This window comes from Pseudomonas sp. BIGb0176, assembly GCF_024810175.1.
Taxonomy (GTDB): domain Bacteria; phylum Pseudomonadota; class Gammaproteobacteria; order Pseudomonadales; family Pseudomonadaceae; genus Aquipseudomonas; species Aquipseudomonas protegens.
The window spans coordinates 1,283,286-1,309,814 of record NZ_JANUEC010000001.1 but is presented as its reverse complement, the minus strand read 5'-3'; the positions used below and the strand labels follow the sequence as shown (position 1 = coordinate 1,309,814).

Here is a 26,529-nt window from a genome sequence, read left to right as displayed (position 1 = left end):
CTGGTCATCCAGGCAAGCCCTTCTTTTTGCCTGTCGTTCTGGATTGGAAAGCGTTTACCGATGTTCGCCCGCTGGAAACCCGCCGCCATCAATACCCGCCCACTGGAATGGAGCCGCGCCGCCATCGGCATGGCCCTGGGCACCCTGTTCAGTGTCTGGCTCTGTGCCCAGGTCTTCGGCATGCCGGTGGCCCTGCACCTGATCGGCCCTCTGGGCGCGTCGGCGGTGCTGCTGTTCGCGGTGTCTTCAGGCGCCCTGGCCCAGCCCTGGTCGATTCTTGGCGGCTACCTCTGTGCCGCCGTCATGGCCTTGGCGGTGGCCCATGTACTGGGCCGTACCTTGGGCAGTGCCTGCCTGGCGGCGGGCATGGCCCTGGTGCTGATGTGCTGGTTGCGCTGCCTGCACCCGCCGGCCGGCGCCCTGGCCCTGACCCTGGTACTGGCGGACCCGGCCAGCGTGGCCCTGGACTGGTACGAGCTGGGGCCGGTGATGCTGGCCGCCGCCAGCCTGTTGCTCAGCGCCCTGGCCTACAACAACCTGACGCGCACCCGTTACCCCAAGGGCCCCAGCGAAGCTCCGGCGCTCCTGCCAGCAACCGCTGCCAGCGACAGCCTGGCGATCACGGCCCAGGACCTGAAACTGGCCCTGGCGGAGATGGAGGAGTTCTTCGACGTCACCCCCGAAGACCTCGAACAGCTGATTCATGCCAGCGAAGCCCACGCCCGGCGCCGCAGCATCGGCCAGGTGCTCGCCTCACGCCGCTGACAGCCAGCGCCAGGCGCCGGCTTGCCCGCCAAGGCGCCCTCAAGGACAACCCATCACTCAAGGGCCTCCTCGCCTGCCAGGTTGCCGGGTTTCAGACCATCGGCGACCAGCGCTGGGACCAGTCGGTGTCGCTTTCTATCACTTCCCGCAGTACCGCGAACGCCTGTTGCAGCTCTGGGGTATCGCGCTCGCGGGCGTACAGCAGGTAGGTGGGGAAGTTGAACTCCGGGGCTTTTTCCACCCGCTCCAGCACACCGCTGTCCAGGTAGCTCTGCACCACCCGTGTGCGGAAATAGCCGCTGCCACCGGCATCGAGGATGAATTGCAGGGCCAGCGGCCCGAGGTTGAAGCCCACTGCCGCCTTGGCCTGCGCAGGTAGCGCGGCGTCGTGCTGGCGGCGAAAGTCCTCGCCCCAATCGATGTACACATAGGGCTCGGGGCGCCCCGCCAAGCGCACCTGGATCAGTTTTTCCTCCAGTAACTGCTCCACCTGCAAGCCCGGCGAGTACAGCGGCTGGAACACCAGCGCGGCGTCCAGCACGCCCAGCTCCAGTTGCCGCTGCAAGCTGGCGCCTTCGCCGATCTGAGTGCGCACGGCGTGATTGGGCAACGCCTGGCGCAGGCGCCGCACCCAGTTGAGCATCAGCGGGTTGCACAGGCTCAGCTCGCCGCCGATGTGCAGCACATTGCGGTAGCCGGCCAGCAGCGGCAGGTCGCGCTGGGCTGCTTCCCAGGTCTGCACCAGTTGGTTGGCGTAGCTGATGAAGGCCTCGCCGTCGGCGGTGGGCCGGGCGCCGGCGCGGTTGCGCACCAGCAGCTTGCAATTGAGCTGGCCTTCCAGGTTCTGCACCCTGGCGCTGATGGCGGTCTGGGTCAGGTGCAGGCGCTCGGCAGCAGCGATCAGGCTGCCGCTGCGGACGATTTCCAGGAAGGTGCGGGCCAGATCGATGTCCATGGTGCCTCGCCGGCAGAAAATTCGAGCGCCATTGTAGCGGCGCTCGCGCCACGACGCTTCTAGGCTGCGGACATTTGCCGCGCCGGCACCGCCAGGCTCACCGCCCGCACCGAGGCCCCGGCCGGCAACCCCAGGGCCCGGGCGCTGTCACGGCTGACAATCAGGGTGCCGGCGGCGACCCGCGCCGCCGCCACGCTGATCCGGCAGTCGGCGAACTGGCGGTTGTGGACCAGGTAGGGCTGGGCCTGCTCCCCCGGGGTGCCGATGCTCAGTTGCAGCACCTGGCTGTCGCGCACTGCGCGGATGTCGCCGGTGGCGCATTCGATCAGGGGCCCGCCGTCGAAGATGTCGATGTAGTCCTTGAAGGCAAAACCTTCGGCCTTGAGCATGCCCAGGGCCGGTTCGGTATTGGGGTGCACCCGTCCGATCACTGCCCGTGCCGGCTCCGGCAGCAGGCAGGTGGGCAAGGGAAACTTGGGCATCAGCTCGGCGATGAAGGTCTTGTTGCCAAGCCCGGTGAGGTAGTCGGCGTCGGCGAAATCCATCTTGAAAAAGTGCCGGCCCAGGCCTTCCCAGAACGGCGACACACCCTGCTCGTCGGAATAGCCACGCATCTCGGCGATCACCTTGTCGCCGAAAAGCTCGCGGAACTCGGCCAGGAACAGGAAGCGCGCCTTGGACAGCAGGCGCCCGTTGAGCCCCTGGCGGTGGTCGGCATGCAGGAACAGCGAGCACAGTTCCGAATGGCCGGTCATGTCGTTGCCCAGGAACAGGGTCGGCAGTTGCTGGTTGATCCCCAGGTTTTTCGAGGCCGCGACAAACAGCCCGACCCGGTAGTTGTACCAGGGCTCGCGCAGGCCCACAGCGCCGGCCAGGGCGCAGATGCCGACCACTTCGCCCTGCGCGCTTTGCAGCACGAACAGGTAGTCGGCATCGGCCCGCGAGGCCTGGCCGGCGAAGGTTTGCTCGGCCCATTGCAGGCGTGACCGCAGGCGCCCGGCGTCGGCGGGCAAGGTGGTCAGGCCGGCACCGGCACTGTGGGCCAGGGCCAGCAGCGCCGGCAAATCGGCCAGGGTGGCGGGACGGACGATCATCGCGAGAGCTCCAGCTGAGGTTGACGTTCGGGCAGGTAGATTTCCGCCAGCATGCAGCGGGCGCTGCCGCCGCCGATGCGTTCAATGGTGTCGATGTTCACCGGCACCGGCTGCACATGGCGCTCGATCAGCCGGCGCTGCTCGGCATCCAGGGAGCGCCAGGCACTGCGGGACATCACCAGCAGCGGCTCGCCGGCACTGTTGTGGACTTCCAGCATATTGCCGGCGAAGGATTCCAGCTGGGCCCAGGTCAAGGGCAGCAGCTGTTTGCCGCTGCTTTCCAGGCGCTGGCGCAGGGCCGCCCGCTCCTGTGCATCGTCCAGGGCCAGCAGGCAGGCCACCGCCAGCTGGCTGCCGACGCTCATCATCACGTTGGTGTGATAGATCGGCTCACCCTGGCGGTCCCGGGCATGAAAGGCACACAGCTCGTAACCCAGGTGCGCCACCAGCTGGTCCAGGGCCCGGGCATGGGTGCGGGTCGAGTAGCCGGCGTAGCAGATGCGCTGCTGGCGATCCAGGACCATGCTGCCGGTGCCTTCGAGGAACAGTTCCTCCTGCTCCAGGGAGGTGAGATCCAGGGTGCGGTTCACCTGGTACTGCTCGTGCAGGTGCGCCAGTACCCCCTTGTAGCGCTCCAGGCGGCGGTTGCGGCCCTGCATCGGGTACAGCACCAGGGTGCCGTCGGGGTGGCTGCTCCAGCAGTTGTTGGGAAAGATCGAATCCGGGGTATGGGGTGCGGCGCCGTCTTCGTGGACCAGCACCCGGACCCCATGCTCGCGCAGCGTCGCGACGTAGCCGTCGAACTCCTGCAGGGCCTTGGCCTGCACGTCTTCGGCGGCACCGGGGGGACGCTGGAAATGGTTGTTGCCGGCAGTGTCCTGGTTGAACGAAAAACGCGTGGGGCGAATCATCAAAACGCTATGGGTAGTCTGCATGGGGCACGCAATCAATGAGGTTTCAGAGGGGCCCATTGTGTTTTTTTGTCGGGACAAAACCCGGCTGAACGGCGGGCCTGCACGGCAGGAAATGGCTGAAAGCACGGGTTGCCCCAGCCGATTTCGCACCTCCTGAAAACATCGATATGCGACCTGCAGGAGCAGGCTTGCCAGCGAAGGCGATCTTGCGAGCGGTGCAAGGCTTGCGGGCCTGTTCGCCGGCAAGCCGGCTCCTGCGGCGAGGGGCGTACAGGGGGTTATTCCATGCCGGTCTTGACCATCGCCAGTTCAGGGTGGCTGACCAGTTTGTCGATGTGCAGATCCGGGTCGTCGAACCAGACTTCGGTCAGCACCCGGTAGTGCTCCATGTCCCGGCAGCGCATGCGCAGGCTGTAGTCGAAGGCGCCGCTGATCAGCCGGCATTCCAGCACCTGGGGGCAGGCGCGGACCTTGGCCTCGAAGGCTTTCTGCGCCGCCCGCCCGCTCTGGTTGGACAAGGCCACCAGCACCAGCAGCGACAGCCCCGGGGTGAGTTTCTTTTCGTCGAGGATGGCCCCGTAGCCACGGATGACCCCGAGCTGCTCCAGCTTGCGCACCCGTTCCAGGCACGGCCTGGGGGTCAGGTGCACGCGCTCGGAGAGTTTCTGGTAGGTGATGCGCCCTTCGTGGCGCAGAACCTCGATGATCGCCTGGTCGATTCGATCAAGCACGATCGACAGGTCGCGGATGTCCGCCATGGATGTCTTCCCTCACTTCAAACGGCCGGATAGAAACTGCTGCAAACGTTCACTCTGCGGCTGGTCGAGAATCGCCGGGCTACCCTGCTCCTCGACCCGCCCTTGATGCAAGAACAACACCTGGCTCGACACTTGTCGGGCAAAGCTCATTTCATGGGTGACCATGAGCATGGTCCGCCCTTCTTCGGCCAGGGCCTGGATCACCTTCAGCACCTCCCCCACCAGTTCCGGGTCCAGCGCCGAGGTCGGCTCGTCGAACAGCAGGATCTGCGGCTCCACCGCCAGGGCCCGGGCGATCGCCACCCGCTGTTGCTGGCCACCGGACAGGAACGCCGGGTACTGCTCGGCCACCCGTTGCGCCAAGCCCACCTTGTCCAGGTAGGCCCGGGCACTGGCTTCGGCCTCCTTGCGGCCAATGCCCAGCACCCGGCACGGCGCCAGCATGATGTTCTCCAGCACGCTGAGGTGGCTCCACAGGTTGAAGTGCTGGAACACCATGGCCAGGCGCGTGCGCAGGCGCTGCAACTGGGCCGAGCTGGCCACCTGCATGCCGCCTGGGGCATCGCGGGTGACAATCGCCTCGCCGTCCAGGGCAATGGCCCCGGCATCGGCCCGCTCCAGGAAGTTGATGCAGCGCAGCATGGTGCTCTTGCCCGAGCCACTGGCGCCGATCATGCTCACCACGTCTCCGGCCCGGGCCTTCAACGAGACGCCCTTGAGCACCTCGTTGTCACCAAAACGCTTGTAGAGATTTTCAACGGTCAATTTGTACATCGCAGACTCCTGGAACCCCGCCGCTGGCAGCAAGGTTCTGGATAGGAAAAAGAGGAAAGGAGCGTCAGTGAGCCGGGCCGAGGAAGCTCAGCCAGCGCCGCTCCGCCAGGCGGAAGGCCGCCACCAGGCCGAAGGACAGCCCCAGGTACAACAGGCCGGCGATGCCGAAGGCCTGGAAGGTCATGAAGGTGGCGGCATTGGCGTCCCGGGCCACCTTGAGGATGTCCGGGATGGTGGCGGTGAAGGCCACCGAGGTGGCGTGCAGCATGAGGATCACCTCGTTGCTGTAGTACGGCAGCGCCCGGCGCAAGGCCGAAGGCAGGATCAGCCGCCAGTACAGGCGCCAGCCGCTCAGACCATAGGCGTGGGCTGCCTCGATCTCGCCATAGGGAATGCTGCGGATGGCCCCGGCGAAGATCTCCACGGTGTAGGCGCAGGTGTTCAGGGTGAAGGCCAGCAAGGTGCAGTTCATGGCATCGCGGAAGAAGGCTTCGAGCAACGGCTGCTGGCGTATCGCGGCGATGCCGTACAGGCCGCTATAGCAGATCAGCAGCTGGATGTACAAAGGCGTGCCGCGAAACACATAGGTGAACAGCTGCACCGGCCAGCGCAGCAGCGCCCAGTGCGAGGTGCGCGCAATGGCCAGGGGCAGCGACAGGACAAACCCCATGGCCAGGCTGGCCACCAGCAGCCACAGGGTCATGGCCAGCCCGGTAAGGCTCTCGCCGTCAGTGAACAGAAACGGCCGCCAGTATTCCTGGATCAGTTCGATCATCGCGACAGCCCTCGCACGCCCTGGTTGTAGTGCCGTTCCAGGCGCCGCAGCAGCTGGTTCGAAGCGCTGGTGATCAGCAGGTACAGGGCCGCCGCCAGGAGCAGGAAATCCAGCATGTTGAAGGTGCTCTTGCCGGCTTCCTGGGCCACCTTGACCAGGTCGGTGAGGCCGATGATCGACACCAGCGCCGTAGCCTTGAGCAGCACCAGCCAGTTATTGCCCAGGCTCGGCAAGGCGAAGCGCATCATCTGCGGGAACACCACGTGGCGAAAGCGCTGCATGCGGCTCAGGCCGAAGGCCGCCGCGGCTTCCTGCTGGCCCCGGGGCACGCTGAGGATTGCCCCGCGAAAGGTCTCGGTGAAATAGGCGCCGTAGATGAAGCCCAGGGTCACGATCCCGGCCACGAAGGGGTCGATCTCCATATAGGGCCAGTCCAGCAGTTCGGTCAGGGCCGTGAGCCAGCCCTGCAGGCTGTAGAAAATCAGCAGCATCAGCACCAGGTCCGGTACGCCGCGGATCAAGGTGGTGTAGCAGGTCGCCGGGATCTGCAGCAGGCGCAGCGGCGAAAGCTTGGCCGCCGCCCCCAGCAACCCCAGGAGCATGCTCACCAGCAGCGCCAGGGCGGAGAGTTTCAGGGTCATCCAGGCGCCGTGCAGCAACAGCGGCCCATAGCCTTGCAGGACCTCGAGGTCCAGGCCTAACAGAGTCAGAAAGGTATTCACGCCAATCACCTTGCTCGGGCCACGGCCGGGCCCGGGATACTGGGTAACAGTCCCGGGGCCCGCCGTGGGCGATCAGTTGTTGTAGAGGTCGAGGTCGCCGAAGTACTTGCGCTGGATCTGGGCGTAGATGCCCTTCTCATGCAGCGCCTGGATGGCGCCATTGAGCATGGCCTTGAGCTCGTCCTGGTCCTTGCGCAGGCCAATGGCGATCTCCGACGGCACCAGAGGGTCGCTGATGCCGACGCTGTTCTCGAAGTCGGCGCCCTGGGGTGATGCGAGGAAGCTCATCTGCGCTTGCAGCTTGTCCTGGATCGAGGCGTCCAGCCGGCCGTAGACCAGGTCGGCATAGACCTGGTCCTGGTTCTGGTAGGCCCGCAGCTTGACCCCCGCCGGGCCCAGCTTGGCCCTGGCGTAGGTTTCCTGGACGGTGCCCTGCATGTAGCCCAGGGTCTTGCCCTTCAGCGATTCGCCGGTGGGTTCGAGGCCCGAGCCCTTGCGCGTGACGATGGCCGTGGGGCCGGCGTACAGCCGGTCGCTGAAGTCGATCTGCTTGCGCCGCGCATCGGTAACGGTCATGGAGGACTCGATGGCGTCGAACTTGCCGGCCTTGAGTGCCGGGATCAGGCCGTCGAAGTCGTTGCTGACCCACACGCACTTGAGCTTGAGCTCGGCGCAGATGGCGTTGCCCAGGTCGACCCCGAAGCCCTGCACGCCGCCGCCTGCCGTGGTGGATTCAAAGGGCGGATAGCTCGGGTTGACGCCAAAGCGCAGTTCTTTCCATTCCTTGGCGCTGGCGCCCATGGAAACGCACGCAATTGCCAGTAACGGCACAGCCAGCCAGTGTTTAGTCATCTTCAGAGTCCCGGATTATTTGGATTTATAGCGGCCCGGCAGCAATGCCAGGCCCCACTTGTGACAGGGGCAGAGAGTGGATGCGGGGTCGCCGCAGTCGGGTTCTTGTTGTTATTGGCCGGGTTTGGCGCGCAGAGCCGAACCCGTTCCTGGTTGCCGCGGTCTACGCTGCAACGGAGCGCCAGAATGCCAACTGCCGAAGTGGCCCAGGTGTCGTAAGGGGCGCCTGAAACAGCCGGGATCGGCTGATAACGGCTATTTCACAGCCGATTCTGTCGTCAAGGCTCTACACCTTGGTCCAGAGCGGTTGCGCAAGGCCAGGGCGTGTTTTTTTGTCATGCAAAAATGCACAGTCGACCTGCAGCTTTCCGGGTTGTAATTGGCAAATTTGCACTGCTACGATCCGCCGATGCTCGCGCGCGAGCCTCATATAAAAAACAATAAAAGCAGGGAGTTAGTGATGACTGCTCAGGTTTCATCCCAGGCGAGCCAGGCCTGCGACGCCACCCCGGACGAAGTGTTGGTCGAGGTGCGCAACCACATCGGCTACCTGACCCTAAACCGCCCCGCCGGCCTCAACGCCATCACCCTGTCGATGGTCCGCACCTTGCAGCAGCACCTGGACCACTGGGCCCAGGATCCGTTGATCCACGCCGTCGTCCTGCGTGGCGCGGGGGACAAGGCTTTCTGCGCCGGCGGCGATATCCGCTCGCTGTACGACAGCTACCACAGCGGCGACAGCCTGCACCAAGACTTCTTCGTCGAGGAATACGCCCTTGACCTGACCATCCACCACTACCGCAAGCCGGTGCTGGCGCTGATGGACGGTTTTGTCCTGGGTGGCGGCATGGGCCTGGTGCAAGGCGCCGACCTGCGGGTAGTCACCGAGCGCAGCCGCCTGGCGATGCCGGAGGTGGCCATCGGTTACTTCCCGGATGTTGGCGGCAGTTACTTCCTGTCGCGCATACCCGGGGAGCTGGGGATCTATCTCGGAGTCAGCGGCGTGCAGATCCGCGCCGCCGATGCCCTGTACTGCGGCCTGGCCGACTGGCACCTGGACAGCAGCAAGCTGGACCTGCTGAACCAGCGCCTGGACCGCCTGCACTGGAGCGACTCGCCCCTCAAGGACCTGCAAGGCCTGCTGGCCAGGCTCGCGGTGCAGACCCTGCCCGATGCGCCCCTGCAAGCTTTGCGCCCGGTCATCGACCACTTCTTCGCCCAGGCGGACGTACCCAGCATCGTCGAGCAACTGCGTACCGTCACCGTTGCCGACAGCCATGAATGGGCGCGCAGCACCGCCGACCTGCTGGAAACCCGCTCTCCCCTGGCCATGGCCGTGACCCTGGAAATGCTGCGCCACGGCCGCCAGTTGAGCCTGGAACAATGCTTCGCCCTGGAACTGCACCTGGACCGGCAGTGGTTCGAGCGTGGCGACCTGATGGAAGGCGTACGCGCCCTGATCATCGACAAAGACAAGACTCCGCACTGGAATCCGCCCACCCTGGCGGCCCTCGACGCCGATCGGGTGGCGAGCTTCTTCAGCGGTTTTGACGGCAGCGGGAGCTGAACTCATGCACGACATTGAACTGACCGAAGAGCAAGTGATGATCCGCGACATGGCCCGGGACTTCGCCCGAGGCGAGATCGCCCCCCATGCCCAGGCCTGGGAAAAGGCCGGCTGGATCGACGATGGCCTGGTGCGCAAGATGGGCGAACTGGGCCTGCTGGGCATGGTGGTTCCCGAGGAATGGGGCGGCAGCTACCTGGACTACGTGGCCTATGCCCTGGCAGTGGAAGAAATCGCCGCCGGCGACGGCGCCACCGGTGCCCTGATGAGCATCCACAACTCGGTGGGCTGCGGGCCGATCCTCAACTACGGCAGCCAGGAACAAAAGCAGCAATGGCTGCCGCGCCTGGCCGCTGGCGAAGCCATCGGCTGCTTCTGCCTGACCGAACCCCAGGCCGGCTCCGAAGCCCACAACCTGCGCACCCGCGCCGAACTGCGGGACGGCCAGTGGGTAATCAACGGCGCCAAGCAGTTCGTCAGCAACGGCAAGCGCGCCCAGCTAGCCATCGTTTTTGCAGTGACCGACCCGGAACTGGGCAAGAAAGGCCTGTCGGCGTTCCTGGTGCCCACCGACACCCCGGGCTTCATCGTCGACCGCACCGAACACAAGATGGGCATCCGCGCCTCCGACACCTGCGCCGTGACCCTCAACCAATGCACCATCCCCGAGGCCAACCTGCTGGGTGAACGGGGCAAGGGCCTGGCCATCGCCCTGTCCAACCTCGAAGGCGGGCGCATCGGCATCGCCGCCCAGGCCCTGGGCATCGCCCGCGCCGCCTTTGAAGCCGCCCTGGCCTACGCCCGGGAGCGGGTGCAGTTCGACAAGCCGATCATCGAACACCAGAGCATCGCCAACCTGCTGGCCGACATGCACACCCGCCTGAATGCCGCCCGCCTGCTGATCCTCCACGCCGCGCGCCTGCGCAGCGCGGGCCAGCCGTGCCTGTCGGAGGCTTCCCAGGCCAAGCTGTTCGCCTCGGAAATGGCCGAGAAGGTCTGCTCCTCGGCCATGCAGATCCATGGCGGCTACGGCTACCTGGAAGACTATCCGGTGGAACGCTACTACCGCGACGCGCGAATTACCCAGATCTACGAAGGCTCCAGCGAGATCCAGCGCCTGCTGATCGCTCGCGAGTTGAAGCATTACCAGCTGTAGGCATTGACGCCGAAAACAAAAAATCGCAGCCGGGGCTGCGATTTTTTTTGGCTGTTCCCTCGTGGGAGCCGGCTTGCCGGCGAGCAGGCCCCTGAGTCATGCGCTGCCCTCGGGGACGCCTTCGCTGGCAAGCCAGCTCCTACGTGGCTAGGACGCTGCGGTTACTGATCCTTGAACTGCGGGTCACGCTTGGCGATGAAGGCGGCCATGCCTTCTTTCTGGTCCTGGGTGGCGAAGGCGGCGTGGAATACCCGGCGCTCGAAGCGCACGCCCTCGGACAGGCTGACTTCAAAGGCGCGGTTCACGCTTTCCTTGATCATCATGCTCACCGGGATCGATTTGCCGGCAATCACCGCCGCCACTTTCAGGGCTTCTTCCACCAGATCATCGGCCGGCACGATGCGTGCGACGATGCCGCAGCGCTCGGCTTCCACGGCGTCGATAAAACGCCCGGTCAGGCACATTTCCATGGCCTTGGCCTTGCCGACCGCGCGGGTCAGGCGCTGGGTGCCGCCCATGCCCGGCAGCACGCCGAGGTTGATTTCCGGTTGGCCGAACTTGGCGTTGTCGCCAGCCAGGATGAAGTCGCACATCAGCGCCAGTTCGCAACCGCCGCCCAGGGCGAAGCCGTTGACCGCGGCGATGATCGGCTTGCGCCGGTTGGCCACGCGGTCACTGTCGCTGAATAGGTCGTCGAGGTAGATCTGCGGGTAGCTCAGCTCGGCCATTTCCTTGATGTCGGCACCGGCGGCGAAGGCTTTCTTGGAACCGGTGATGACGATGCAGCCGATCTGCGGGTCGGCCTCCAGGCGATCCAGGGCCTGGTTCACCTCGCCGACGATCTGTGCATTGAGGGCGTTCAGCGCCTGGGGGCGGTTGAGAGTGATCAGGCCAACCCGGCCCTTGATGTCCAACAGAATGGTTTCGTAGCTCATGAATCAGCTCCTGCTAAAAGTCAGAGATTGCGCGAAATGACCATGCGCTGAATGTCGCTGGTGCCTTCGTAGATCTGGCAGATGCGCACATCGCGGTAGATCCGCTCCACCGGGAAGTCGCTCAAATAGCCATAGCCGCCCAGGGTTTGCAAGGCCGCGGAACAGACCTTCTCGGCCATTTCCGAGGCGAACAGCTTGGCCATCGAGGCCTCCACCAGCGCCGGCTTGCCGCTGTCGCGCAGGGCCGCGGCGTAGTGCACCATCTGCCGCGCCACGGCGATCTGGGTGGCCATGTCCGCCAGGCGGAAGGCCACGGCCTGGTGCTCGATGATCGGCTTGCCGAAGGTTTCGCGCTCACGGGCGTAATCCCGTGCCGCTTCGAATGCGGCCCGGGCCATGCCCACCGATTGCGAGGCAATGCCCACGCGCCCGCCTTCAAGGTTGGCCAGGGCGATCTTGTAGCCCTCGCCCTCCTTGCCCAGGCGGTTGGCCAGCGGCACCTTCACATCCTCGAAGAGGATCTGGCAGGTGTCGGAGGCGTGCTGGCCGAGCTTGTCCTCGACGCGCGCGACCTTATAGCCCGGCGAGTCGGTGGGCACGATAAAGGCACTGATGCCGCGCTTGCCGGCCGCCGGGTCGGTGACCGCGAACACGATCACCACCCCGGCGTTCTGCCCGGAGGTGATGAACTGCTTGCAGCCGTTGAGCACATAGTGGTCGCCGTCGCGGCGGGCCCGGGTCTTCAGGCTGCTGGCATCGGAGCCGGCCTGGGGTTCGGTCAGGGCGAAGGCGCCGAGCATGGCGCCACTGGCCAGGGGCTTGAGGAAGCGTTCCTTCTGGTCATCGTTGCCGAATTTGAGGATCGGCACGCAGCCCACCGAGTTGTGCACGCTCATGATGGTGGAACAGGCGCCATCACCGGCGGCGACTTCCTCCAGGGCCATGACATAGGCCAGGTAGCCGGTGTCGCACCCGCCCCACTGCTCGGGCACCAGCATGCCGAAGAAACCCAGCTCGGCCATCTCGGCAATGGCTTCCTTGGGAAAGCGGTGCTCGCGGTCCCAGTCGGCGGCGAAAGGCTTGAGGCGCTCCTGGGCAAATTGCCGGGCCGCGTCGCTGATCTGCAGTTGTTCGTCATTGGGCAACATCGGGATTCCTCGTTACAGGCATTCAACGGCCATGGCCGTGGCTTCACCACCGCCGATGCAGATCGCGGCCACGCCACGCTTGAGGCCTTTCTGGCGCAGGGCCGACAGCAGGGTCACCAGGATCCGCGCACCGGAAGCGCCGATCGGGTGGCCCAGGGCGCAAGCGCCGCCGTGCACGTTGACCTTGGCGTGGGGGATTTCCAGCTTGCTCATGGTGACCAGGCTGACCACGGCGAAGGCTTCGTTGATCTCGAACAGGTCGACCTCGTTCAACGACCAGCCGGTCTTCTTCATCAGCCGCTCGATGGCACCCACCGGGGCCACCGGGAACAGCCCGGGGGTATCGGCGAAGGCCGCGTGGCCGTGGATCACTGCCAGGGGCTTGAGGCCGCGCTTGTCAGCTTCGGAGCGGCGCATCAGCACCAGGGCCGCGGCGCCGTCGGAGATCGAGCTGGAGTTGGCCGCAGTCACGGTGCCACCGTCGCGGAACGCCGGTTTCAAGGTGGGGATCTTGTCCAGCTTGGCCTTGGGCGGCTGCTCGTCGTCGCTGATCAGCTTCGACTCCTTGCCGACCATCACCTGCAGGGGAACGATCTCGTCCTTGAACAGGCCATCCTTGATCGCCTGCTGGGCACGGGTCAGGGAAGCCACGGCGAAATCGTCCTGGGCCTGGCGGGTGAAGCCGTTGGCCTCGGCGCAATCCTCGGCGAAGGTGCCCATCAGGCGGCCCTTGTCGTAGGCGTCTTCCAGGCCGTCGAGGAACATGTGGTCCAGCACCTTGCCGTGGCCCATGCGGTAGCCGCTGCGAGCGCGGTCCAGCAGGTACGGGGCGTTGGACATGCTTTCCATGCCACCGGCGATCACCACCTCGGCGCTGCCGGCCAACAGCATGTCGTGGGCCAGGATGGTGGCCTCCATGCCGGAACCGCACATCTTGTTCAGGGTGGTGCAGCGGGTGCCCTTGTCCAGGCCGGCGCCCAGGGCGGCCTGACGGGCCGGGGCCTGGCCGAGGCCGGCGGACAGCACGCAGCCGAACAGCACTTCTTCGACCGCCTGCGGTGCAATGCCGGCGCGCTGGACTGCGGCGCGAATGGCTTCGCTCCCCAGTTGCGGCGCGCTGAGGCCTTTGAGGTCTCCCTGGAAACCGCCCATGGGGGTACGGACGGCGCTGACGATGACAATCGGATCTTGGGCAATGGACATGATGAATCCTCCTTATTTGGCGGCCATGCGCAAGGCGCCGTCGAGACGGATCACCTCGCCGTTGAGCATGCTGTTTTCAATGATGTGCCGCACCAGCGCGGCGTACTCGGCGGGCTTGCCCAGGCGTGGCGGGAATGGCACGCCGGCGGCCAGGCCGGCCCGCACTTCGTCGCTCATGCCGGCCATCATCGGGGTTTCGAAAATACCCGGGGCGATGGTCATCACCCGGATGCCGAAGCGTGCCAGCTCCCGGGCCACCGGCAGGGTCAGGCTGGCGATGGCGCCCTTGGAGGCAGCGTAGGCCGCCTGGCCGATCTGCCCGTCGAAGGCGGCGATGGACGCCGTGTTGATGATCACCCCGCGCTCGCCGTCGGCATTGGCCGGGCTTTCGGCAATGGCTGCTGCTGCCAGGCGCAGCAGGTTGAAGCTGCCGATCAGGTTGACGTTGATCACCTGGCTGAAGCTGGCCAGGGTGTGGGGGCCGTTCTTGCCGAGGATTTTCTCGCCACGCACGATGCCGGCGCAGTTGACCAGGCCGTTGAGCCCGCCAAAGGCCTTGACCGTGGCCTGCACCGCCGCTTCGGCCGCGGCTTCCTGGCTGATGTCGGCCACCACGCTCTGGCAGCCCAGCTGCTGGGCCTTGGCCGCCACGGCCTCGGCATTGAGGTCCACCAGCATCACCCTGGCGCCGGCGGCGACCAGCATTTCGGCGCTGGCGGCTCCCAGGCCGGAAGCGCCGCCACTGACGAGAAACACCTGGTTTGCAATGTCCATCATTCAAATCCTGTTCATGCGGTAGCTGTTGACGCCGCGGCCTCTTGAGCCTTGGCGATTTCCTGGTTGCGCAAGATAAAGCGCTGCAATTTGCCGCTTGGGGTCTTCGGCAATTCGCTGACAAATTCGATTTCACGGGGGTAGGAATGAGCCGCCAGGCGCTTGCGCACGTGCTGGCGCAACTCCTCTGCCAGCTCATCGGTGGCGCGGTACTGCTCGCTGAGCACCACGAAGGCCTTGACCAGTTCGGTGCGCTCCGGATCGGGCTTGCCCACCACCGCCGCTTCCACCACGGCCGGGTGTTCGATCAGCGCGCTTTCCACGTCGAACGGGCCGACCCGGTAGCCGGAGGTGGTGATCACATCGTCACTGCGGCCCACGAAGCTGATGCTGCCGTCCTGGTTCAACTCCACGGTATCGCCGCTTAAGTAGTAGTTGCCGACAAAGGCCTTGGTCGGCACCCCGGCGTAACCGGCGAACCAGCACATGGGTGACCGGCTGCGGTCGATGGCCAGAATCCCCGGCTGGCCGACGCCCAGTTCCTGGTAGTGCTCATCCAGCACCACGATGCGGTGGCCCGGCGAGGCGAAACCGGCGGCGCCGACATGCACCGGGTGCTCCAGGCCGTGGTGGTTGCACAGCACCATGCCCAGCTCGGTCTGGCCGTAGTGGTCGTGGATCACCACGCCCAGTTGTTCGGCGAACCAGCGGATGACTTCGGGGTTGAGCGGCTCGCCGGCGCTGCTGACGATACGCAGGCGGCCCTTGATCGAACGGGCGAACTGGTCGCCGCCAGCGATCAGCAGGCGGTAGGCAGTGGGCGAACCGGTGAGGTTGGTGATGCCGTACTTGTTGATCACCCGGCAGGTGCTTTCCAGGGTGAAGGGGCCATCGTAGAAGGTGATCGGGTGGCCCAGGCCCAAGGGCCCGGTGACGCCGAAGTAGATGCCGTAGGCCCAGCCCGGGTCGGCGACGTTCCAGAAGGCGTCTTCCGGGCGCAGGTCCACCGCGTCGCGGGTGTAGGCCTGGAACGCGACAATCGCTTTGAGCGGTACTTCCAGGGCTTTCGAGGGGCCGGTGGTGCCCGAGGTGAACATCAGCAGGAATGGGTCTTCGCCGGTCAGCAGCACGGGCTCGCACTGGGCCGGGTACTGTTCCAGCTCGGCCCAGAAGCTGAAATCGCCACGCACGATGCCCTGGCCCTTGGCGCCTGCGACCGTGACGATGGTCGGGCACTCGGCGACTTCCGCCAGCTTGGGCCGGTTCACCGCGTCGCTGACCACCAGCTTGGCCTTGGAGCTGTTGAGACGGTGCTCGATGGCCTTGGGGCCGAAGGCGGTGAACAGCGGCTGGTACACCGCGCCAATGCGCCAGGTGGCCAGCACCGTGATCAAGAGTTCGACATTGCGTGGCAGCAGCCCGGCGACCTTGTCGCCCTTGCCGACCCCCTGGGCCAGGAAGAAGTTGGCCAGGCGCCCGGCCTTGTCCTGCAGTTCAGTGAAGGTGTAGCTGGCGCTGCTGCCGTCCCGGCCTTCCCAGAACAGCGCGATGCGCCCGGGCAAGGCATGCCGGTCGCAGCACTCGACACAGGCATTGAGGGCTGAGAGCGAGCCCGCCAGGGCCGACTCCATGGTGTGCTGATAATCGAATTCCTTGATAGCAGACAGGTAGTTGCGCATTGCCAGAATCCCTCACTGTTCTTATTAGGATGGGAACCTCATGAAAATCAGGGAAATACTGGCGCCAGAGCCCTCGTGGAACAATGGTCAAAGCTATCAAGTTGCGTGACCGGTTTGGCCAAGAGCACGCCCCGCCACGGTTGGCGGCGGCACCTGAAATTGCCGTAGGCGCTGGCTTGCCAGCGAAGGCGTCAGCCCGAGCGGTGCAAGACTTGCGGGCCCTTTCGCCGGCAAGCCGGCTCCTACGGGGGATGGGGGTTACCGTCTGTGTAGGAGCTGGCTTGCCAGCGAAGGCGTCGGCCCGGGCGGTGCAAGGCTTGCGGGCCCTTTCGCCGGCAAGCCGGCTCCTACGGGGGATGAGGGTTAGCGCCTGTGTAGGAGCTGGCTTGCCAGCGAAGGCGTCGGCGCGAGCGGTGCAAGCTTTGCTGGCCTCTTCGCCGGCAAGCCGGCTCCTACGGGGGATGGGGTTACCGCCTGTGTAGGAGCTGGCTTGCCAGCGAAGGCGTCGTCTCGGGCGGTGCAGGGCTTGCGGGCCCCTTCGCCGGCAAGCCGGCTCCTACGAGAGGTGCGGGTCGTTGAGGATCAGGCTGCGGTAATGCCCGGGGTTGGAACCGGACCATTTGCGAAAGGCCTTGTAGAACGAGCTGGTGTCGGCAAACCCCAGGCGCCCGGCTATCTCGGCAAAGCTGATCTGCGGCTCGGCCAGCCAGACAATCGCCAGTTCCTTGCGCACGCTGTCCTTGAGCGCCTGGTAGCTCTGGCCCTCTTCGGCCAGGCGCCGGCGCAGGGTCGAGGCGGACATGCACAGGCTCTGGGCCAGGCTTTCGCTCTCGGGCCACTGCTCCCCTGGCAGTTGCCGCAACTGCTGCTTGATGCGGCTGGCCAGGCTCTCGGGGTCGCGGTACTTGACCAGGATGTTGGCCGGGGCATGGGCCAGGAAGCGCTTGAGCTCTTCCTCGCTGCGCTTGATCGGCAGGTCCAGGCAGTCGGCGGCGATGATCATCCGCGTGCGCGGCCGCTCGAAACGCAGGTTGTCGGAGAACATCACCCGGTAGTCGTCGCAGAAATCCGGCTGCGGGCCGCGCAGCTCGATGGCCAGGATCGGAATGCGCCGGCCCGCCAACCAGCAGGCCACGCCGTGGACAATCATCCAGTAGGTGAAGTAGGTAAAGGCCCGCCGCGGCTCGTGTTCATCCTCCAGCAGGACGATTTCCGCCAGGCTCTGCTGGTGCACCAGCTGCGCCGGCATGCGCTCGAACATCAGCGTCAGAAAGCCCAGCACCGAGTCCAACCCGCTGGCCAGGGTCGGCTGGGCCATGGCCGAGCGGCAGAGAAAGGCCAGGCTGCCGGACTTCAGGCGGCGCGGGTCCATGCCGAAGAACTCATCGTCCAGGCGCCGCGCCAGCAAGCGCCAGAGCCGTGCATAGGCACTGGCCGGTACCCGCGCCGTGCCCTGCTGCAGGCCCGCCGGGTCGATCCCGACCTTGTGCAGCACTTCATCGGTGGCGGCGCCCGGGGCGCAGCTTTGCAGCAGTGCCTCGCGCACCAGTTGCATGGAGATGGTGTCTTTTTCCGACATCGCGGCCAACGGTTTACTCAATCCTGGGATGGCCATCTTAGGCAGTGACCGGGAAAAAGCCAGTGGGCTTTGGTCCCCCCCTGCATGCCCTTTGCCACTCTCCGCCAGCCAGGGCCCGGTAGCAGCGGACTGCGTCCGATGTTCAGAAGTAAACCCGAGACCACGCTGAAATGGTCGCCACCAGGACAAGATAAATACCCATAAGGAAGTGATTTATCCCAAGAGTTGCTAGGAAAAGACTGAATGTAGCCAGGTCTGCATAAGCATCATTGAATGCGCAGTTACTAGGAATTAGTCTCGTTTGCGACTTGATCTCATCAAGCAAACGAGTGATTCCAATGAATAAAAAATCCCCACCTGCCTTGCCGCCACGCCACTTCCTGGCCTCCACCATCGGCTTCGCGATCGCCTCTGTACCAGGCGTTGGCGGCGCCGCAGAACAGCAGAAACCGCTGCAGCTGGACAGCATCAAGATCGAGACCGAAGAGCATCGCGGCTACAAGGTCGAGCGCTCGTCCTCCGCCAAATACGTCGCGCCTCTTCTGGATACCCCGCAAACCATTACCACGATCCCCTCCCAGGTGATCCAGGAGCAGCAGGCGCTGAACCTGCGCCAAGTGCTATCCAACGTCTCCGGCATTACCTTCAACGCCGGCGAAGGTGGCGGCGGCTCGGGAGACAGCATCAACATCCGCGGCTTTTCGGCCAACAGCAACCTACAGATCGACGGCCTGCGCGACAGCGCGCAAAGCAACCGTTCCGACACGTTCAACGTCGAACAGGTCGAGGTCATCAAGGGCCCCAACTCGGTATTCGGCGGTGCCGGCACCACTGGCGGCAGCATCAACGTGGCCAGCAAGCAGCCCAGGGACCAGGCTTTCACCCGTCTGGGCGGCAGTATTGGCAGCGACAACTACTACCGGTTGACCCTGGACGGCAACCAGCCGCTGGAAGGCGTCGGCACCAACAGTGCGCTGCGCATCAACCTCATGGGGCATCAGAACGATGTGCCCGACCGCGAGAAGATCGACCGCCAGCGCTGGGGCATTGCTCCGTCACTGCGGCTGGGTTTCAACGACACCACCCGCCTGACTCTCAGCGTTTTCCACCAAAGCGACGACAACCTTCCCGACTACAGCGTGCCGGCGCGCGACGGCAAGAGGCTGGCCGGCGTCAAGCGCGATGCCTACTTCGGCTGGAAGAACCTCGACAAGGAACAGATCGAGCAGAGCGCCTTCACCGCCAACTTCGAGCATGAGTTCAACAACTACCTGCGCCTGCAGAACTTGACGCGCTACAGCCACACCGCACGCGACACCATTGTCTCCGCGTCCCATACCAACACCAGCCGTGTCCCGCCGGGCCGCTACCTGCCGGCGGGGCCCCAGGCCTATGGGCGCGACGCTACCACCGAGATGTGGATCAACCAGAGCAACCTCATCGGCGATTTCGAGCTCGCCGGGATGCGCCATGATCTGACGGTGGGCCTGGAGCTGTCTCACGAAACCCTGGACCTGAAGACCTACAGTCACGGCCTGGGCAGCACCCTCTACCCGGCCCTCGGCTATGACCTGGGCCATCCACCCGGACGCTGGAATGGTCCGATCAGCAAGACCACCGGCGGCTACACCGAGACTCGCCTGACGGACCAGGCGCTGTACCTGTTCGACAACATCGCCCTGCATGAACAATGGGACCTCAACCTGGGCCTGCGCTATGACAAGATCCGCGGCAAGGCTGACAGCTACTCCGGGGCCCATGTGAAAACCTCGAAGCGCGCCTCCGATGACGCCAAGGTCAGCGCCCGCACGGGCCTGGTGTTCAAGCCAACCGAGAACGGGCGGATCTATGCCGCCTGGGGCAACTCCTTCAACCCCTCCGCCGAGAACCTCGCCTCGACCGGCAGCGGCCTCAACGCCAATACCGAGGAGCTGGCGCCGGAGAAGAACGAAACCTGGGAGCTGGGCACCAAGTGGGAACTGCTGGACAAGCGCCTGGAGCTGGACGCCGCGCTGTTTCGCGTGGAGAAGAGCAATGCCCGGGAAACCATGTCCGACGGTTCCACCCAACTGGCCGGCAAGAAGCGGGTACAGGGCGTCGAACTGGGCCTCACGGGGCGTGTGACCGAGCATTGGAACCTGTTCGCCAACTACACCTTCCTCAACAGCGAGACCCTGAAGGCCGCGGACACCGCTTCCGGGATCGCCCGCAAGGGCCAAGCCCTGGGCAACACCCCACCGCGCTCGTTCAACCTCTGGACCACCTACGAATGGCCGGCTGGCTGGACCCTGGGTTACGGCACTCGTTATGTCAGCGAACGCAACGTCACCTCCAGCACCCAGGCCAAGCTGGACGCCTACTGGGTACACAACGCCATGCTCAGCTACAAGGTCAACCGCAATCTCGACCTGCAACTGAACGTCAATAACCTGTTCGACAAAGACTACGTGGAACGAGTACGCCAGCAGAGTGGCTCAACCGCCCGCTCCTCGGCCATCGAATACGGCGATGCACGCTCGGCGATCATGACAGCCAGCTATTCGTTCTGACCCACCCCTCCAGGCGAAGCCCTTTTGGCCAGGGCCTCGCCGCCGTTCTGCGCGGTTTTTCGCCCGGCAAGCCCGACTACGCAGCAAACCAATACGCAATTTTCTCGATTTTTCCCGGCAAGGCCGGACAAATCCTTGCCCAATGGCGGCTGGCGCCGGCCGAACGTTTTCAGTGCAGTGCAAAAAAGTATCGGTTTCAGTGTTATGGATGATTTGTCAGAGCGGTCGTTGAGGGCTGTAATCAGCCCACCTTCTTCCTCGGCAGAGGAAGACATAACAACAATAACCGTCCTTCTGCAGCCCTCACCGGCGCAGGACAGGAGTGAACGATGAAACCCTGCAGCAAAGCCCTGCTCCTCACCACCTGCATGACCCTCAGCAGCGTCACCCTTGGCGCCCAGACCCTGACCATCGCCACCGTCAACAACAGCGACATGATCCGCATGCAACGCCTGTCCAAGACCTTCGAGGCCGAGCACCCGGACATCAAGCTGAACTGGGTGGTGCTGGAAGAGAACGTGCTGCGCCAGCGCCTGACCACCGACATCGCCACCCAGGGCGGGCAATTCGACGTGCTCACCATCGGCATGTACGAAGCCGCACTCTGGGGCGCCAAGGGCTGGTTGCAACCGATGCAGGACCTGCCGGCCAGCTATGAGCTGGACGATGTCTTCCCTTCGGTGCGCGAGGGCCTGTCGGTCAAGGGCACTCTCTACGCCCTGCCGTTCTACGCCGAAAGCTCCATGACCTACTACCGCACCGACCTGTTCAAGGAGGCCGGCCTGAGCATGCCCGAGCGGCCGACCTGGGAGCAGATCGGCGAATTCGCCGCCAAGCTCAACAAGCCCGACCAGGAACAGTACGGCCTGTGCCTGCGGGGCAAGGCCGGCTGGGGCGAAAACATGGCGCTGATCGGCACCCTGGCCAACAGCTACGGGGCGCGCTGGTTCGATGAGAAGTGGCAGCCGGAGTTCACCGGGCCGGAATGGAAGAACGCCCTGACCTTCTATGCCGACAACATGAAGAAGTCCGGCCCGCCGGGGGCTTCGAGCAACGGTTTCAACGAAAACCTGGCGCTGTTCAACAGCGGCAAGTGCGCGATCTGGGTCGACGCCAGCGTGGCCGGCTCTTTCGTCACCGACAAGAGCCAGAGCAAGGTCGCCGACCATGTGGGCTTCACCTACGCGCCGCACCAGGTCACTGACAAGGGCAGCGCCTGGCTGTACTCATGGTCCCTGGCGATCCCCGCCAGTTCCAAGGCCAAGGACGCCGCCAAGACCTTCAGTGCCTGGGCCACTTCCAAGCAGTACGCGGCCCTGGTGGCCGAGAAGGATGGCATCGCCAATGTGCCGCCGGGCACCCGCGCCTCCACCTACAGCGAGGCCTACATGCAGGCCGCGCCGTTCGCCAGGGTCACCCTGGAATCGCTGAAGGTCGCCGACCCGAGCAAGCCCACCCTAAAGCCCGTGCCCTACGTCGGCATCCAACTGGTGACCATCCCCGAGTTCCAGGCCATTGGCACCCAGGTCGGCAAGTTGTTTTCCGCCGCCCTGATCGGCCAGACCACGGTGGACCAGGCCCTGGCGGCCGCGCAGCAGAGCACCGAACGGGAAATGAAACGCGCCGGCTACCCGAAATAACCCGGCTCTCCCTGTAGGAGCCGGCTTGCCGGCGAAGAGGCCCTTGAGTCTTGCGCAGTGTTCAAGGGCGCCTTCGCTGGCAAGCCAGCACCTACGGGCAGCCCGGCCGTGCCAGCGCCGTGTCGCGCCCCCCTGTACCCAACTGGTTGTGACCCTTATGAATACCTCGACTGCCAAGCTGCATGTGCAACCGCAGGCGGCGCCTCGCAAAAGCCGCCTGGCCAACCCCGGCTGGTTCCTGGTCAGCCCCTCGGTGGCGCTGTTGCTGCTGTGGATGATCGTGCCCCTGGGCATGACCCTGTACTTTTCAGTGATCCGCTACAACCTGCTGTACCCCGGCGAGAACCAGTTCGTCGGCCTGGAGAACTTCAGCTACTTCCTCAGTGATTCGGGCTTTGTGCCCGGGGCCACCAACACCCTGTTGCTGGTGGGCAGCGTACTGCTGATCAGCGTGGTGTTCGGGGTACTGATCAGCGCCCTGCTGGAGGCCAGCGAGTTCCTCGGCCGGGGCATCGTCCGGGTGCTGCTGATCTCGCCGTTCTTCATCATGCCCACGGTGGGCGCGCTGATCTGGAAGAACCTGATCTTCCACCCGGTGTCGGGGATCCTCGCCGCGCTGTGGAAACTGTTCGGCGCCCAGCCGGTGGACTGGCTGGCGCACTACCCGCTGCTGTCGATCATCGTCATCGTTTCCTGGCAGTGGCTGCCGTTCGCCATCCTGATCCTGATGACCGCCATGCAGTCCCTGGACCAGGAACAAAAGGAAGCCGCGCGCCTCGATGGTGCCGGGCCCATCGCCATCTTCTGGCACCTGACCCTGCCGCACCTGGCCCGGCCGATTGCCGTGGTGGTGATGATCGAGACCATCTTCCTGCTGTCGGTGTTCGCCGAGATCTTCACCACCACCAACGGTGGCCCGGGCTACGCCTCCACCAACCTGGCGTACCTGATCTACAACCAGGCCCTGGTGCAGTTCGACGTCGGCATGGCTTCGGCCGGCGGGCTGATCGCCGTGGTCATCGCCAACATCGCCGCGATCATCCTGGTGCGGATGATCGGCAAAAACCTGACTGACCAGAGCTGAGGTGGCCGCCATGACCCTGCAACAATCCCGACGCCTGCAAAGCCTGCTACTGGGCACCCTGGCCTGGGCCATCGCGATCCTGATCTTCTTCCCGATCTTCTGGATGGTGCTGACCAGCTTCAAGAGCGAGATCGACGCCTTTGCCACGCCGCCGCAATTCATCTTCACGCCAACGCTCGAGAACTACCTGCACATCAACGAGCGCAGCAACTACCTGGCCTTCGCCTGGAACTCGGTGGTGATTTCCTTCAGCGCGACCGCCCTGTGCCTGCTGATCGCGGTGCCGGCGGCCTACTCCATGGCCTTCTTTGAAACCCGCAACACCAAGCGCACCCTGCTGTGGATGCTCTCCACCAAGATGCTGCCGCCGGTGGGCGTGCTGATGCCCATCTACCTGCTGGCCAAGAGTTTCGGCCTGCTGGATACGCGCATCGCGCTGATCGTGATCTACACCCTGATCAACCTGCCGATCGTGGTGTGGATGGTTTACACCTACTTCAAGGACATCCCCCGGGACATCCTCGAAGCCGCCCGCCTGGACGGCGCCACACTGGCCCAGGAAATGCTGCGGGTGCTGATGCCCATCGCCAAGGGTGGCCTGGCCTCCACTGCACTGCTGTCGCTGATCCTGTGCTGGAACGAGGCCTTCTGGTCGCTGAACCTGACCTCTTCCAACGCCGCACCGCTGACCGCGCTGATCGCCTCCTACTCCAGCCCCGAAGGGCTGTTCTGGGCCAAGCTCTCGGCGGTCTCGACCCTGGCCTGCGCGCCGATCCTGATCTTCGGCTGGATCAGCCAGAAGCAGTTGGTGCGCGGCCTGTCCTTTGGCGCGGTGAAGTAACTCTGAAATTGCGGAGACATCCCATGGCTCACCTGAAAATCAACAACCTGCAAAAAGGCTTCGAAGGCTTCGACATCATCAAGGGCATCGACCTTGAGGTGAACGACAAGGAGTTCGTGGTCTTCGTCGGCCCCTCGGGCTGCGGCAAGTCCACCCTGCTGCGGCTGATCGCCGGGCTGGAGGAAGTCAGCGGCGGCAGCATCGAGCTGGACGGTCGCGACATCACCGAAGTCAGCCCGGCCAAGCGCGACCTGGCCATGGTGTTCCAGACCTACGCCCTGTACCCGCACATGAGCGTGCGCAAGAACATGTCCTTCGCCCTGGACCTGGCGGGGGTCGACAAGGCCCTGGTGCAGCAGAAGATCGACGAGGCGGCGCGCATCCTGGAACTGGGGCCGATGCTCGAACGCAAGCCCAAGCAGCTGTCTGGCGGCCAGCGCCAGCGCGTGGCCATTGGCCGGGCCATTGTGCGCAACCCGAAGATCTTCCTGTTCGACGAACCGCTGTCCAACCTCGATGCCGCCCTGCGGGTACAGATGCGCCTGGAACTGGCGCGCCTGCACAAGGAACTGCAGGCCACCATGATCTACGTGACCCACGACCAGGTGGAAGCCATGACCCTGGCAGACAAGGTGGTGGTGCTCAACGGTGGCCGGGTGGAACAGGTGGGCTCGCCCCTGGAGCTCTACCATCGCCCAGCCAACCTGTTTGTCGCAGGCTTTCTCGGCACGCCGAAGATGGGCTTTCTCAAGGGCCGCATCAGCCACGTCGACGGCCAGGGCTGCGAGGTCCAGCTGGATGCCGGGGCACGCCTGCGCCTGGAGCAGAGCGGTGCGCAACTGAGCCCGGGCAGCGAGGTGACCCTGGGCATCCGCCCCGAGCATCTGGAGCTGGGCGAGCCCGGCCCGGGCAGCCTGGCAGTCACCAGCGACGTGGCCGAGCGCCTGGGCAGCGACACCTTCTGCCATGTCCGCAGCAGCTGCGGTGAAGCCCTGACCCTGCGTATCCGCGGTGACCTGGCGAGCCGCTACGGCGAACAGCTGCACCTGCACCTGGCCCCCCAGCACTGCCATCTATTCGATGCCCAGGGGGGCGCCGTGTCCCGCCCCCTGCGCGCCGCCGCCTGATCCCAGAGAGTCCTGCATGAAACTCAAACGCTTGAACCTCAGCCAACTGCCGCCCCAGGTGCGGGTACCCGCCTACACCGTCACCGCCACCCGCCAGGGCATCGCGCACATTGGCGTCGGCGGCTTTCACCGGGCCCACCAGGCCTATTACACCGATGCCCTGATGAACCTGGGCCAGGGCCTGGACTGGAGCATCTGCGGGGTCGGCCTGCGCTCCGAAGACCGCCGAGCGCGGGACGATCTGGCCGGCCAGGACTACCTCTACACCCTGTACGAGCTGGGCGATGGCGACGACCACGAGGTGCGGGTGATCGGCGCCATCAGCCAGATGCTGCTGGCCGAGGACGACGCCCAGGCGCTGATCGACAAGCTGGCCAGCCCGGAGATCCGCATCGTCTCCCTGACCATCACCGAGGGCGGCTACTGCATCGACGACAGCACGGGCGAGTTCATGCTGCACCTGCCGCAGATCCAGCACGACCTGGCCCATCCGCAACAGCCGCGCACGGTATTCGGCTTTCTCTGCGCGGCCCTGGCCCTGCGCCGGGCCGCGGGGATCCCGGCCTTTACCCTGATGTCCTGTGACAACCTGCCCCACAACGGCGCGGTGACCCGCAAGGCGCTGCTGGCCTTCGCCGCCCGCCGCGACGCCGACCTGCATGACTGGATCGAGCGCCACGTGAGCTTTCCCAACGCCATGGTCGACCGCATCACCCCCATGACCAGCACCGCCCACCGCCTGCAACTGCACGATGAGCACGGCATCGACGATGCCTGGCCGGTCGTCTGCGAGCCCTTTGTGCAGTGGGTCCTGGAAGACAAGTTCTGCAATGGCCGGCCGGCCTGGGAACAGGTCGGCGTGCAGTTCACCGACGACGTCACGCCCTATGAGGAGATGAAGATCAAGCTGCTCAACGGCAGCCACCTGGCCCTGACCTACCTGGGCTTTCTCAAGGGCTACCGCTTCGTCCACGAAACCATGAACGACCCGCTGTTCGTCGCCTACATGCGCGCCTACATGGACCTGGACGTAACCCCGCAACTGGCGCCGGTACCGGGCATCGACCTGGCGGCCTACAAGGACACCCTGGTCCAGCGCTTCTCCAACCAGGCGATCGCCGACCAGCTGGAGCGGGTGTGCAGCGACGGTTCGTCGAAGTTTCCCAAGTTCACCGTGCCTACCATCAACCGGCTGATCGCCGATGGCCGTGATACCGAGCGTGCGGCCCTGGTGGTGGCGGCCTGGGCCCTGTACCTCAAGGGCGTGGACGAGAATGGCCTGAGCTACCGGGTTCCCGACCCGCGGGCCGAGTTCTGCCAGGCCCTGGTGGCCGACGATACCTTGCTGACCCAGCGTTTGCTGGCGGTGGAAGAAATCTTCGGCTCGGCGATTCCCCATTCCAGCGCGTTTGTCGATGCTTTCGAGCGCTGCTTCAACAGCTTGCGCGAACATGGCGTGAGCAAGACGCTGGAGCGGTTGTTGGCCAGGCCCGTGTAGCCGCTGCCGCAGGCTGCGAACGGCCTGGGCGGCACTGCGTCGAAGAAGATGCAGCGATTACAAGGACGCTGCAGGTTCGGCTGCAGATCGCCAGGCAAGGACCTGCGGGCCTTAGCGCAGCCTCGCCTCAGGCTCGGCAG

The 26,529-nt window shown here is 64.9% G+C and carries 24 protein-coding genes; 9 read left to right on the top strand and 15 right to left on the bottom strand.

Annotated elements, in window-relative coordinates; all coding sequences use genetic code 11:
• Positions 1–60: 60 nt before the first annotated feature.
• The gene (locus tag M2395_RS05640; protein ID WP_015635647.1) at positions 61–765 is read left to right on the top strand and encodes an HPP family protein; all 705 of its coding nucleotides are present in this window, start codon (positions 61–63) and stop codon (positions 763–765) included.
• Between the two features lie 91 nt (positions 766–856).
• On the opposite strand, the gene M2395_RS05635 is transcribed toward M2395_RS05640, so the two are convergent.
• The 8 genes from M2395_RS05635 to M2395_RS05600 form a co-directional block, all read right to left on the bottom strand.
• Positions 857–1,720 carry a LysR family transcriptional regulator gene (locus M2395_RS05635; protein WP_015635648.1) on the bottom strand — a complete coding sequence of 288 codons (864 nt, stop codon included), beginning with the start codon at positions 1,718–1,720 and terminating at the stop codon, positions 857–859.
• 59 nt (positions 1,721–1,779) lie between these two features.
• Positions 1,780–2,814, bottom strand: coding sequence for an arginine N-succinyltransferase (gene astA / locus M2395_RS05630; RefSeq protein ID WP_015635649.1), 1,035 nt, complete (start codon positions 2,812–2,814; stop codon positions 1,780–1,782).
• Complete coding sequence (ctlX, locus tag M2395_RS05625; RefSeq protein ID WP_011061343.1) at positions 2,811–3,749, bottom strand: citrulline utilization hydrolase CtlX; 939 nt, start codon at positions 3,747–3,749, stop codon at positions 2,811–2,813. The genes astA and ctlX overlap by 4 nt, the downstream gene beginning before the upstream one ends.
• A gap of 257 nt (positions 3,750–4,006) precedes the next feature.
• Entirely contained in the window at positions 4,007–4,486 is a 480-nt protein-coding gene (locus tag M2395_RS05620; RefSeq protein WP_011061344.1) for an Lrp/AsnC family transcriptional regulator, read from the bottom strand.
• Positions 4,487–4,498: 12 nt separating this feature from the next.
• Complete coding sequence (locus M2395_RS05615) at positions 4,499–5,260, bottom strand: ABC transporter ATP-binding protein (RefSeq protein ID WP_123430758.1); 762 nt, start codon at positions 5,258–5,260, stop codon at positions 4,499–4,501.
• A gap of 64 nt (positions 5,261–5,324) precedes the next feature.
• Positions 5,325–6,035 (bottom strand): ABC transporter permease, encoded by a 711-nt coding sequence (locus M2395_RS05610; RefSeq protein ID WP_015635652.1) that lies wholly within the window; start codon positions 6,033–6,035, stop codon positions 5,325–5,327.
• Complete coding sequence (locus M2395_RS05605) at positions 6,032–6,757, bottom strand: ABC transporter permease (RefSeq protein ID WP_011061347.1); 726 nt, start codon at positions 6,755–6,757, stop codon at positions 6,032–6,034. The genes M2395_RS05610 and M2395_RS05605 overlap by 4 nt, the downstream gene beginning before the upstream one ends.
• Before the next feature lie 72 nt (positions 6,758–6,829).
• Positions 6,830–7,609, bottom strand: a complete 780-nt coding sequence (locus M2395_RS05600; protein WP_011061348.1) for a transporter substrate-binding domain-containing protein — start codon at positions 7,607–7,609, stop codon at positions 6,830–6,832.
• 460 nt (positions 7,610–8,069) lie between these two features.
• Between M2395_RS05600 and M2395_RS05595 the strand changes: the two genes are divergently transcribed.
• Both M2395_RS05595 and M2395_RS05590 read left to right on the top strand, forming a co-directional pair.
• Complete coding sequence (locus tag M2395_RS05595; RefSeq protein WP_123430757.1) at positions 8,070–9,176, top strand: enoyl-CoA hydratase/isomerase family protein; 1,107 nt, start codon at positions 8,070–8,072, stop codon at positions 9,174–9,176.
• A gap of 4 nt (positions 9,177–9,180) precedes the next feature.
• Positions 9,181–10,332, top strand: coding sequence for an acyl-CoA dehydrogenase family protein (locus M2395_RS05590; RefSeq protein WP_011061350.1), 1,152 nt, complete (start codon positions 9,181–9,183; stop codon positions 10,330–10,332).
• 161 nt (positions 10,333–10,493) lie between these two features.
• Here the strand turns inward: M2395_RS05590 and M2395_RS05585 are convergent, their stop codons facing one another.
• From M2395_RS05585 to M2395_RS05560, 6 genes are all read right to left on the bottom strand, one after another.
• A complete protein-coding gene (locus M2395_RS05585) occupies positions 10,494–11,267 on the bottom strand; it encodes an enoyl-CoA hydratase (RefSeq protein WP_015635655.1) in 774 nt (257 codons plus the stop codon).
• A gap of 20 nt (positions 11,268–11,287) precedes the next feature.
• Positions 11,288–12,415 (bottom strand): acyl-CoA dehydrogenase, encoded by a 1,128-nt coding sequence (locus M2395_RS05580; protein ID WP_123430746.1) that lies wholly within the window; start codon positions 12,413–12,415, stop codon positions 11,288–11,290.
• A gap of 12 nt (positions 12,416–12,427) precedes the next feature.
• Positions 12,428–13,618, bottom strand: a complete 1,191-nt coding sequence (locus tag M2395_RS05575; RefSeq protein WP_011061353.1) for an acetyl-CoA C-acyltransferase — start codon at positions 13,616–13,618, stop codon at positions 12,428–12,430.
• Positions 13,619–13,630: 12 nt separating this feature from the next.
• Complete coding sequence (locus M2395_RS05570) at positions 13,631–14,392, bottom strand: SDR family NAD(P)-dependent oxidoreductase (protein ID WP_041752261.1); 762 nt, start codon at positions 14,390–14,392, stop codon at positions 13,631–13,633.
• A gap of 14 nt (positions 14,393–14,406) precedes the next feature.
• Positions 14,407–16,071, bottom strand: a complete 1,665-nt coding sequence (locus M2395_RS05565; protein WP_015635658.1) for an AMP-binding protein — start codon at positions 16,069–16,071, stop codon at positions 14,407–14,409.
• Between the two features lie 556 nt (positions 16,072–16,627).
• Complete coding sequence (locus tag M2395_RS05560) at positions 16,628–17,650, bottom strand: AraC family transcriptional regulator (protein ID WP_041120647.1); 1,023 nt, start codon at positions 17,648–17,650, stop codon at positions 16,628–16,630.
• A 338-nt stretch (positions 17,651–17,988) separates the two neighbouring features.
• On the opposite strand from M2395_RS05560, the gene M2395_RS05555 reads away from it, so the two are divergent.
• Positions 17,989–20,199, top strand: a complete 2,211-nt coding sequence (locus tag M2395_RS05555) for a TonB-dependent siderophore receptor (protein ID WP_123430745.1) — start codon at positions 17,989–17,991, stop codon at positions 20,197–20,199.
• Here the strand turns inward: M2395_RS05555 and M2395_RS05550 are convergent.
• A complete protein-coding gene (locus M2395_RS05550) occupies positions 20,187–20,474 on the bottom strand; it encodes a hypothetical protein (RefSeq protein WP_015635661.1) in 288 nt (95 codons plus the stop codon). The genes M2395_RS05555 and M2395_RS05550 overlap by 13 nt on opposite strands.
• A 93-nt stretch (positions 20,475–20,567) precedes the next feature.
• On the opposite strand from M2395_RS05550, the gene M2395_RS05545 reads away from it, so the two are divergent.
• The 5 genes from M2395_RS05545 (at position 20,568) to M2395_RS05525 (ending at position 26,389) form a co-directional block, all read left to right on the top strand.
• Complete coding sequence (locus tag M2395_RS05545) at positions 20,568–21,839, top strand: sugar ABC transporter substrate-binding protein (RefSeq protein ID WP_233447071.1); 1,272 nt, start codon at positions 20,568–20,570, stop codon at positions 21,837–21,839.
• Positions 21,840–21,996: 157 nt separating this feature from the next.
• Positions 21,997–22,923, top strand: coding sequence for a carbohydrate ABC transporter permease (locus M2395_RS05540; RefSeq protein WP_011061358.1), 927 nt, complete (start codon positions 21,997–21,999; stop codon positions 22,921–22,923).
• Positions 22,924–22,933: 10 nt separating this feature from the next.
• Positions 22,934–23,764, top strand: coding sequence for a carbohydrate ABC transporter permease (locus tag M2395_RS05535; RefSeq protein ID WP_011061359.1), 831 nt, complete (start codon positions 22,934–22,936; stop codon positions 23,762–23,764).
• Between the two features lie 23 nt (positions 23,765–23,787).
• Complete coding sequence (locus M2395_RS05530) at positions 23,788–24,891, top strand: ABC transporter ATP-binding protein (protein WP_053151714.1); 1,104 nt, start codon at positions 23,788–23,790, stop codon at positions 24,889–24,891.
• A gap of 16 nt (positions 24,892–24,907) precedes the next feature.
• The gene (locus tag M2395_RS05525; protein ID WP_019093973.1) at positions 24,908–26,389 is read left to right on the top strand and encodes a mannitol dehydrogenase family protein; all 1,482 of its coding nucleotides are present in this window, start codon (positions 24,908–24,910) and stop codon (positions 26,387–26,389) included.
• The last annotated feature ends 140 nt before the right edge of the window (positions 26,390–26,529 follow it).

Excerpts from the sequence above, each read along its gene's own strand:
- M2395_RS05640 (WP_015635647.1), top strand. The coding sequence starts at position 61 with ATGTTCGCCCGCTGGAAACCCGCCGCCATCAATACCCGCCCACTGGAA.
- M2395_RS05635 (WP_015635648.1), bottom strand. The coding sequence starts at position 1,720 with ATGGACATCGATCTGGCCCGCACCTTCCTGGAAATCGTCCGCAGCGGC.
- astA (WP_015635649.1), bottom strand. The coding sequence starts at position 2,814 with ATGATCGTCCGTCCCGCCACCCTGGCCGATTTGCCGGCGCTGCTGGCC.
- ctlX (WP_011061343.1), bottom strand. The coding sequence starts at position 3,749 with ATGCAGACTACCCATAGCGTTTTGATGATTCGCCCCACGCGTTTTTCG.
- M2395_RS05620 (WP_011061344.1), bottom strand. The coding sequence starts at position 4,486 with ATGGCGGACATCCGCGACCTGTCGATCGTGCTTGATCGAATCGACCAG.
- M2395_RS05615 (WP_123430758.1), bottom strand. The coding sequence starts at position 5,260 with ATGTACAAATTGACCGTTGAAAATCTCTACAAGCGTTTTGGTGACAAC.
- M2395_RS05610 (WP_015635652.1), bottom strand. The coding sequence starts at position 6,035 with ATGATCGAACTGATCCAGGAATACTGGCGGCCGTTTCTGTTCACTGAC.
- M2395_RS05600 (WP_011061348.1), bottom strand. The coding sequence starts at position 7,609 with ATGACTAAACACTGGCTGGCTGTGCCGTTACTGGCAATTGCGTGCGTT.
- M2395_RS05595 (WP_123430757.1), top strand. The coding sequence starts at position 8,070 with ATGACTGCTCAGGTTTCATCCCAGGCGAGCCAGGCCTGCGACGCCACC.
- M2395_RS05590 (WP_011061350.1), top strand. The coding sequence starts at position 9,181 with ATGCACGACATTGAACTGACCGAAGAGCAAGTGATGATCCGCGACATG.
- M2395_RS05585 (WP_015635655.1), bottom strand. The coding sequence starts at position 11,267 with ATGAGCTACGAAACCATTCTGTTGGACATCAAGGGCCGGGTTGGCCTG.
- M2395_RS05580 (WP_123430746.1), bottom strand. The coding sequence starts at position 12,415 with ATGTTGCCCAATGACGAACAACTGCAGATCAGCGACGCGGCCCGGCAA.
- M2395_RS05575 (WP_011061353.1), bottom strand. The coding sequence starts at position 13,618 with ATGTCCATTGCCCAAGATCCGATTGTCATCGTCAGCGCCGTCCGTACC.
- M2395_RS05570 (WP_041752261.1), bottom strand. The coding sequence starts at position 14,392 with ATGGACATTGCAAACCAGGTGTTTCTCGTCAGTGGCGGCGCTTCCGGC.
- M2395_RS05565 (WP_015635658.1), bottom strand. The coding sequence starts at position 16,071 with ATGCGCAACTACCTGTCTGCTATCAAGGAATTCGATTATCAGCACACC.
- M2395_RS05560 (WP_041120647.1), bottom strand. The coding sequence starts at position 17,650 with ATGTCGGAAAAAGACACCATCTCCATGCAACTGGTGCGCGAGGCACTG.
- M2395_RS05555 (WP_123430745.1), top strand. The coding sequence starts at position 17,989 with ATGAATAAAAAATCCCCACCTGCCTTGCCGCCACGCCACTTCCTGGCC.
- M2395_RS05550 (WP_015635661.1), bottom strand. The coding sequence starts at position 20,474 with ATGTCTTCCTCTGCCGAGGAAGAAGGTGGGCTGATTACAGCCCTCAAC.
- M2395_RS05545 (WP_233447071.1), top strand. The coding sequence starts at position 20,568 with ATGACCCTCAGCAGCGTCACCCTTGGCGCCCAGACCCTGACCATCGCC.
- M2395_RS05540 (WP_011061358.1), top strand. The coding sequence starts at position 21,997 with ATGAATACCTCGACTGCCAAGCTGCATGTGCAACCGCAGGCGGCGCCT.
- M2395_RS05535 (WP_011061359.1), top strand. The coding sequence starts at position 22,934 with ATGACCCTGCAACAATCCCGACGCCTGCAAAGCCTGCTACTGGGCACC.
- M2395_RS05530 (WP_053151714.1), top strand. The coding sequence starts at position 23,788 with ATGGCTCACCTGAAAATCAACAACCTGCAAAAAGGCTTCGAAGGCTTC.
- M2395_RS05525 (WP_019093973.1), top strand. The coding sequence starts at position 24,908 with ATGAAACTCAAACGCTTGAACCTCAGCCAACTGCCGCCCCAGGTGCGG.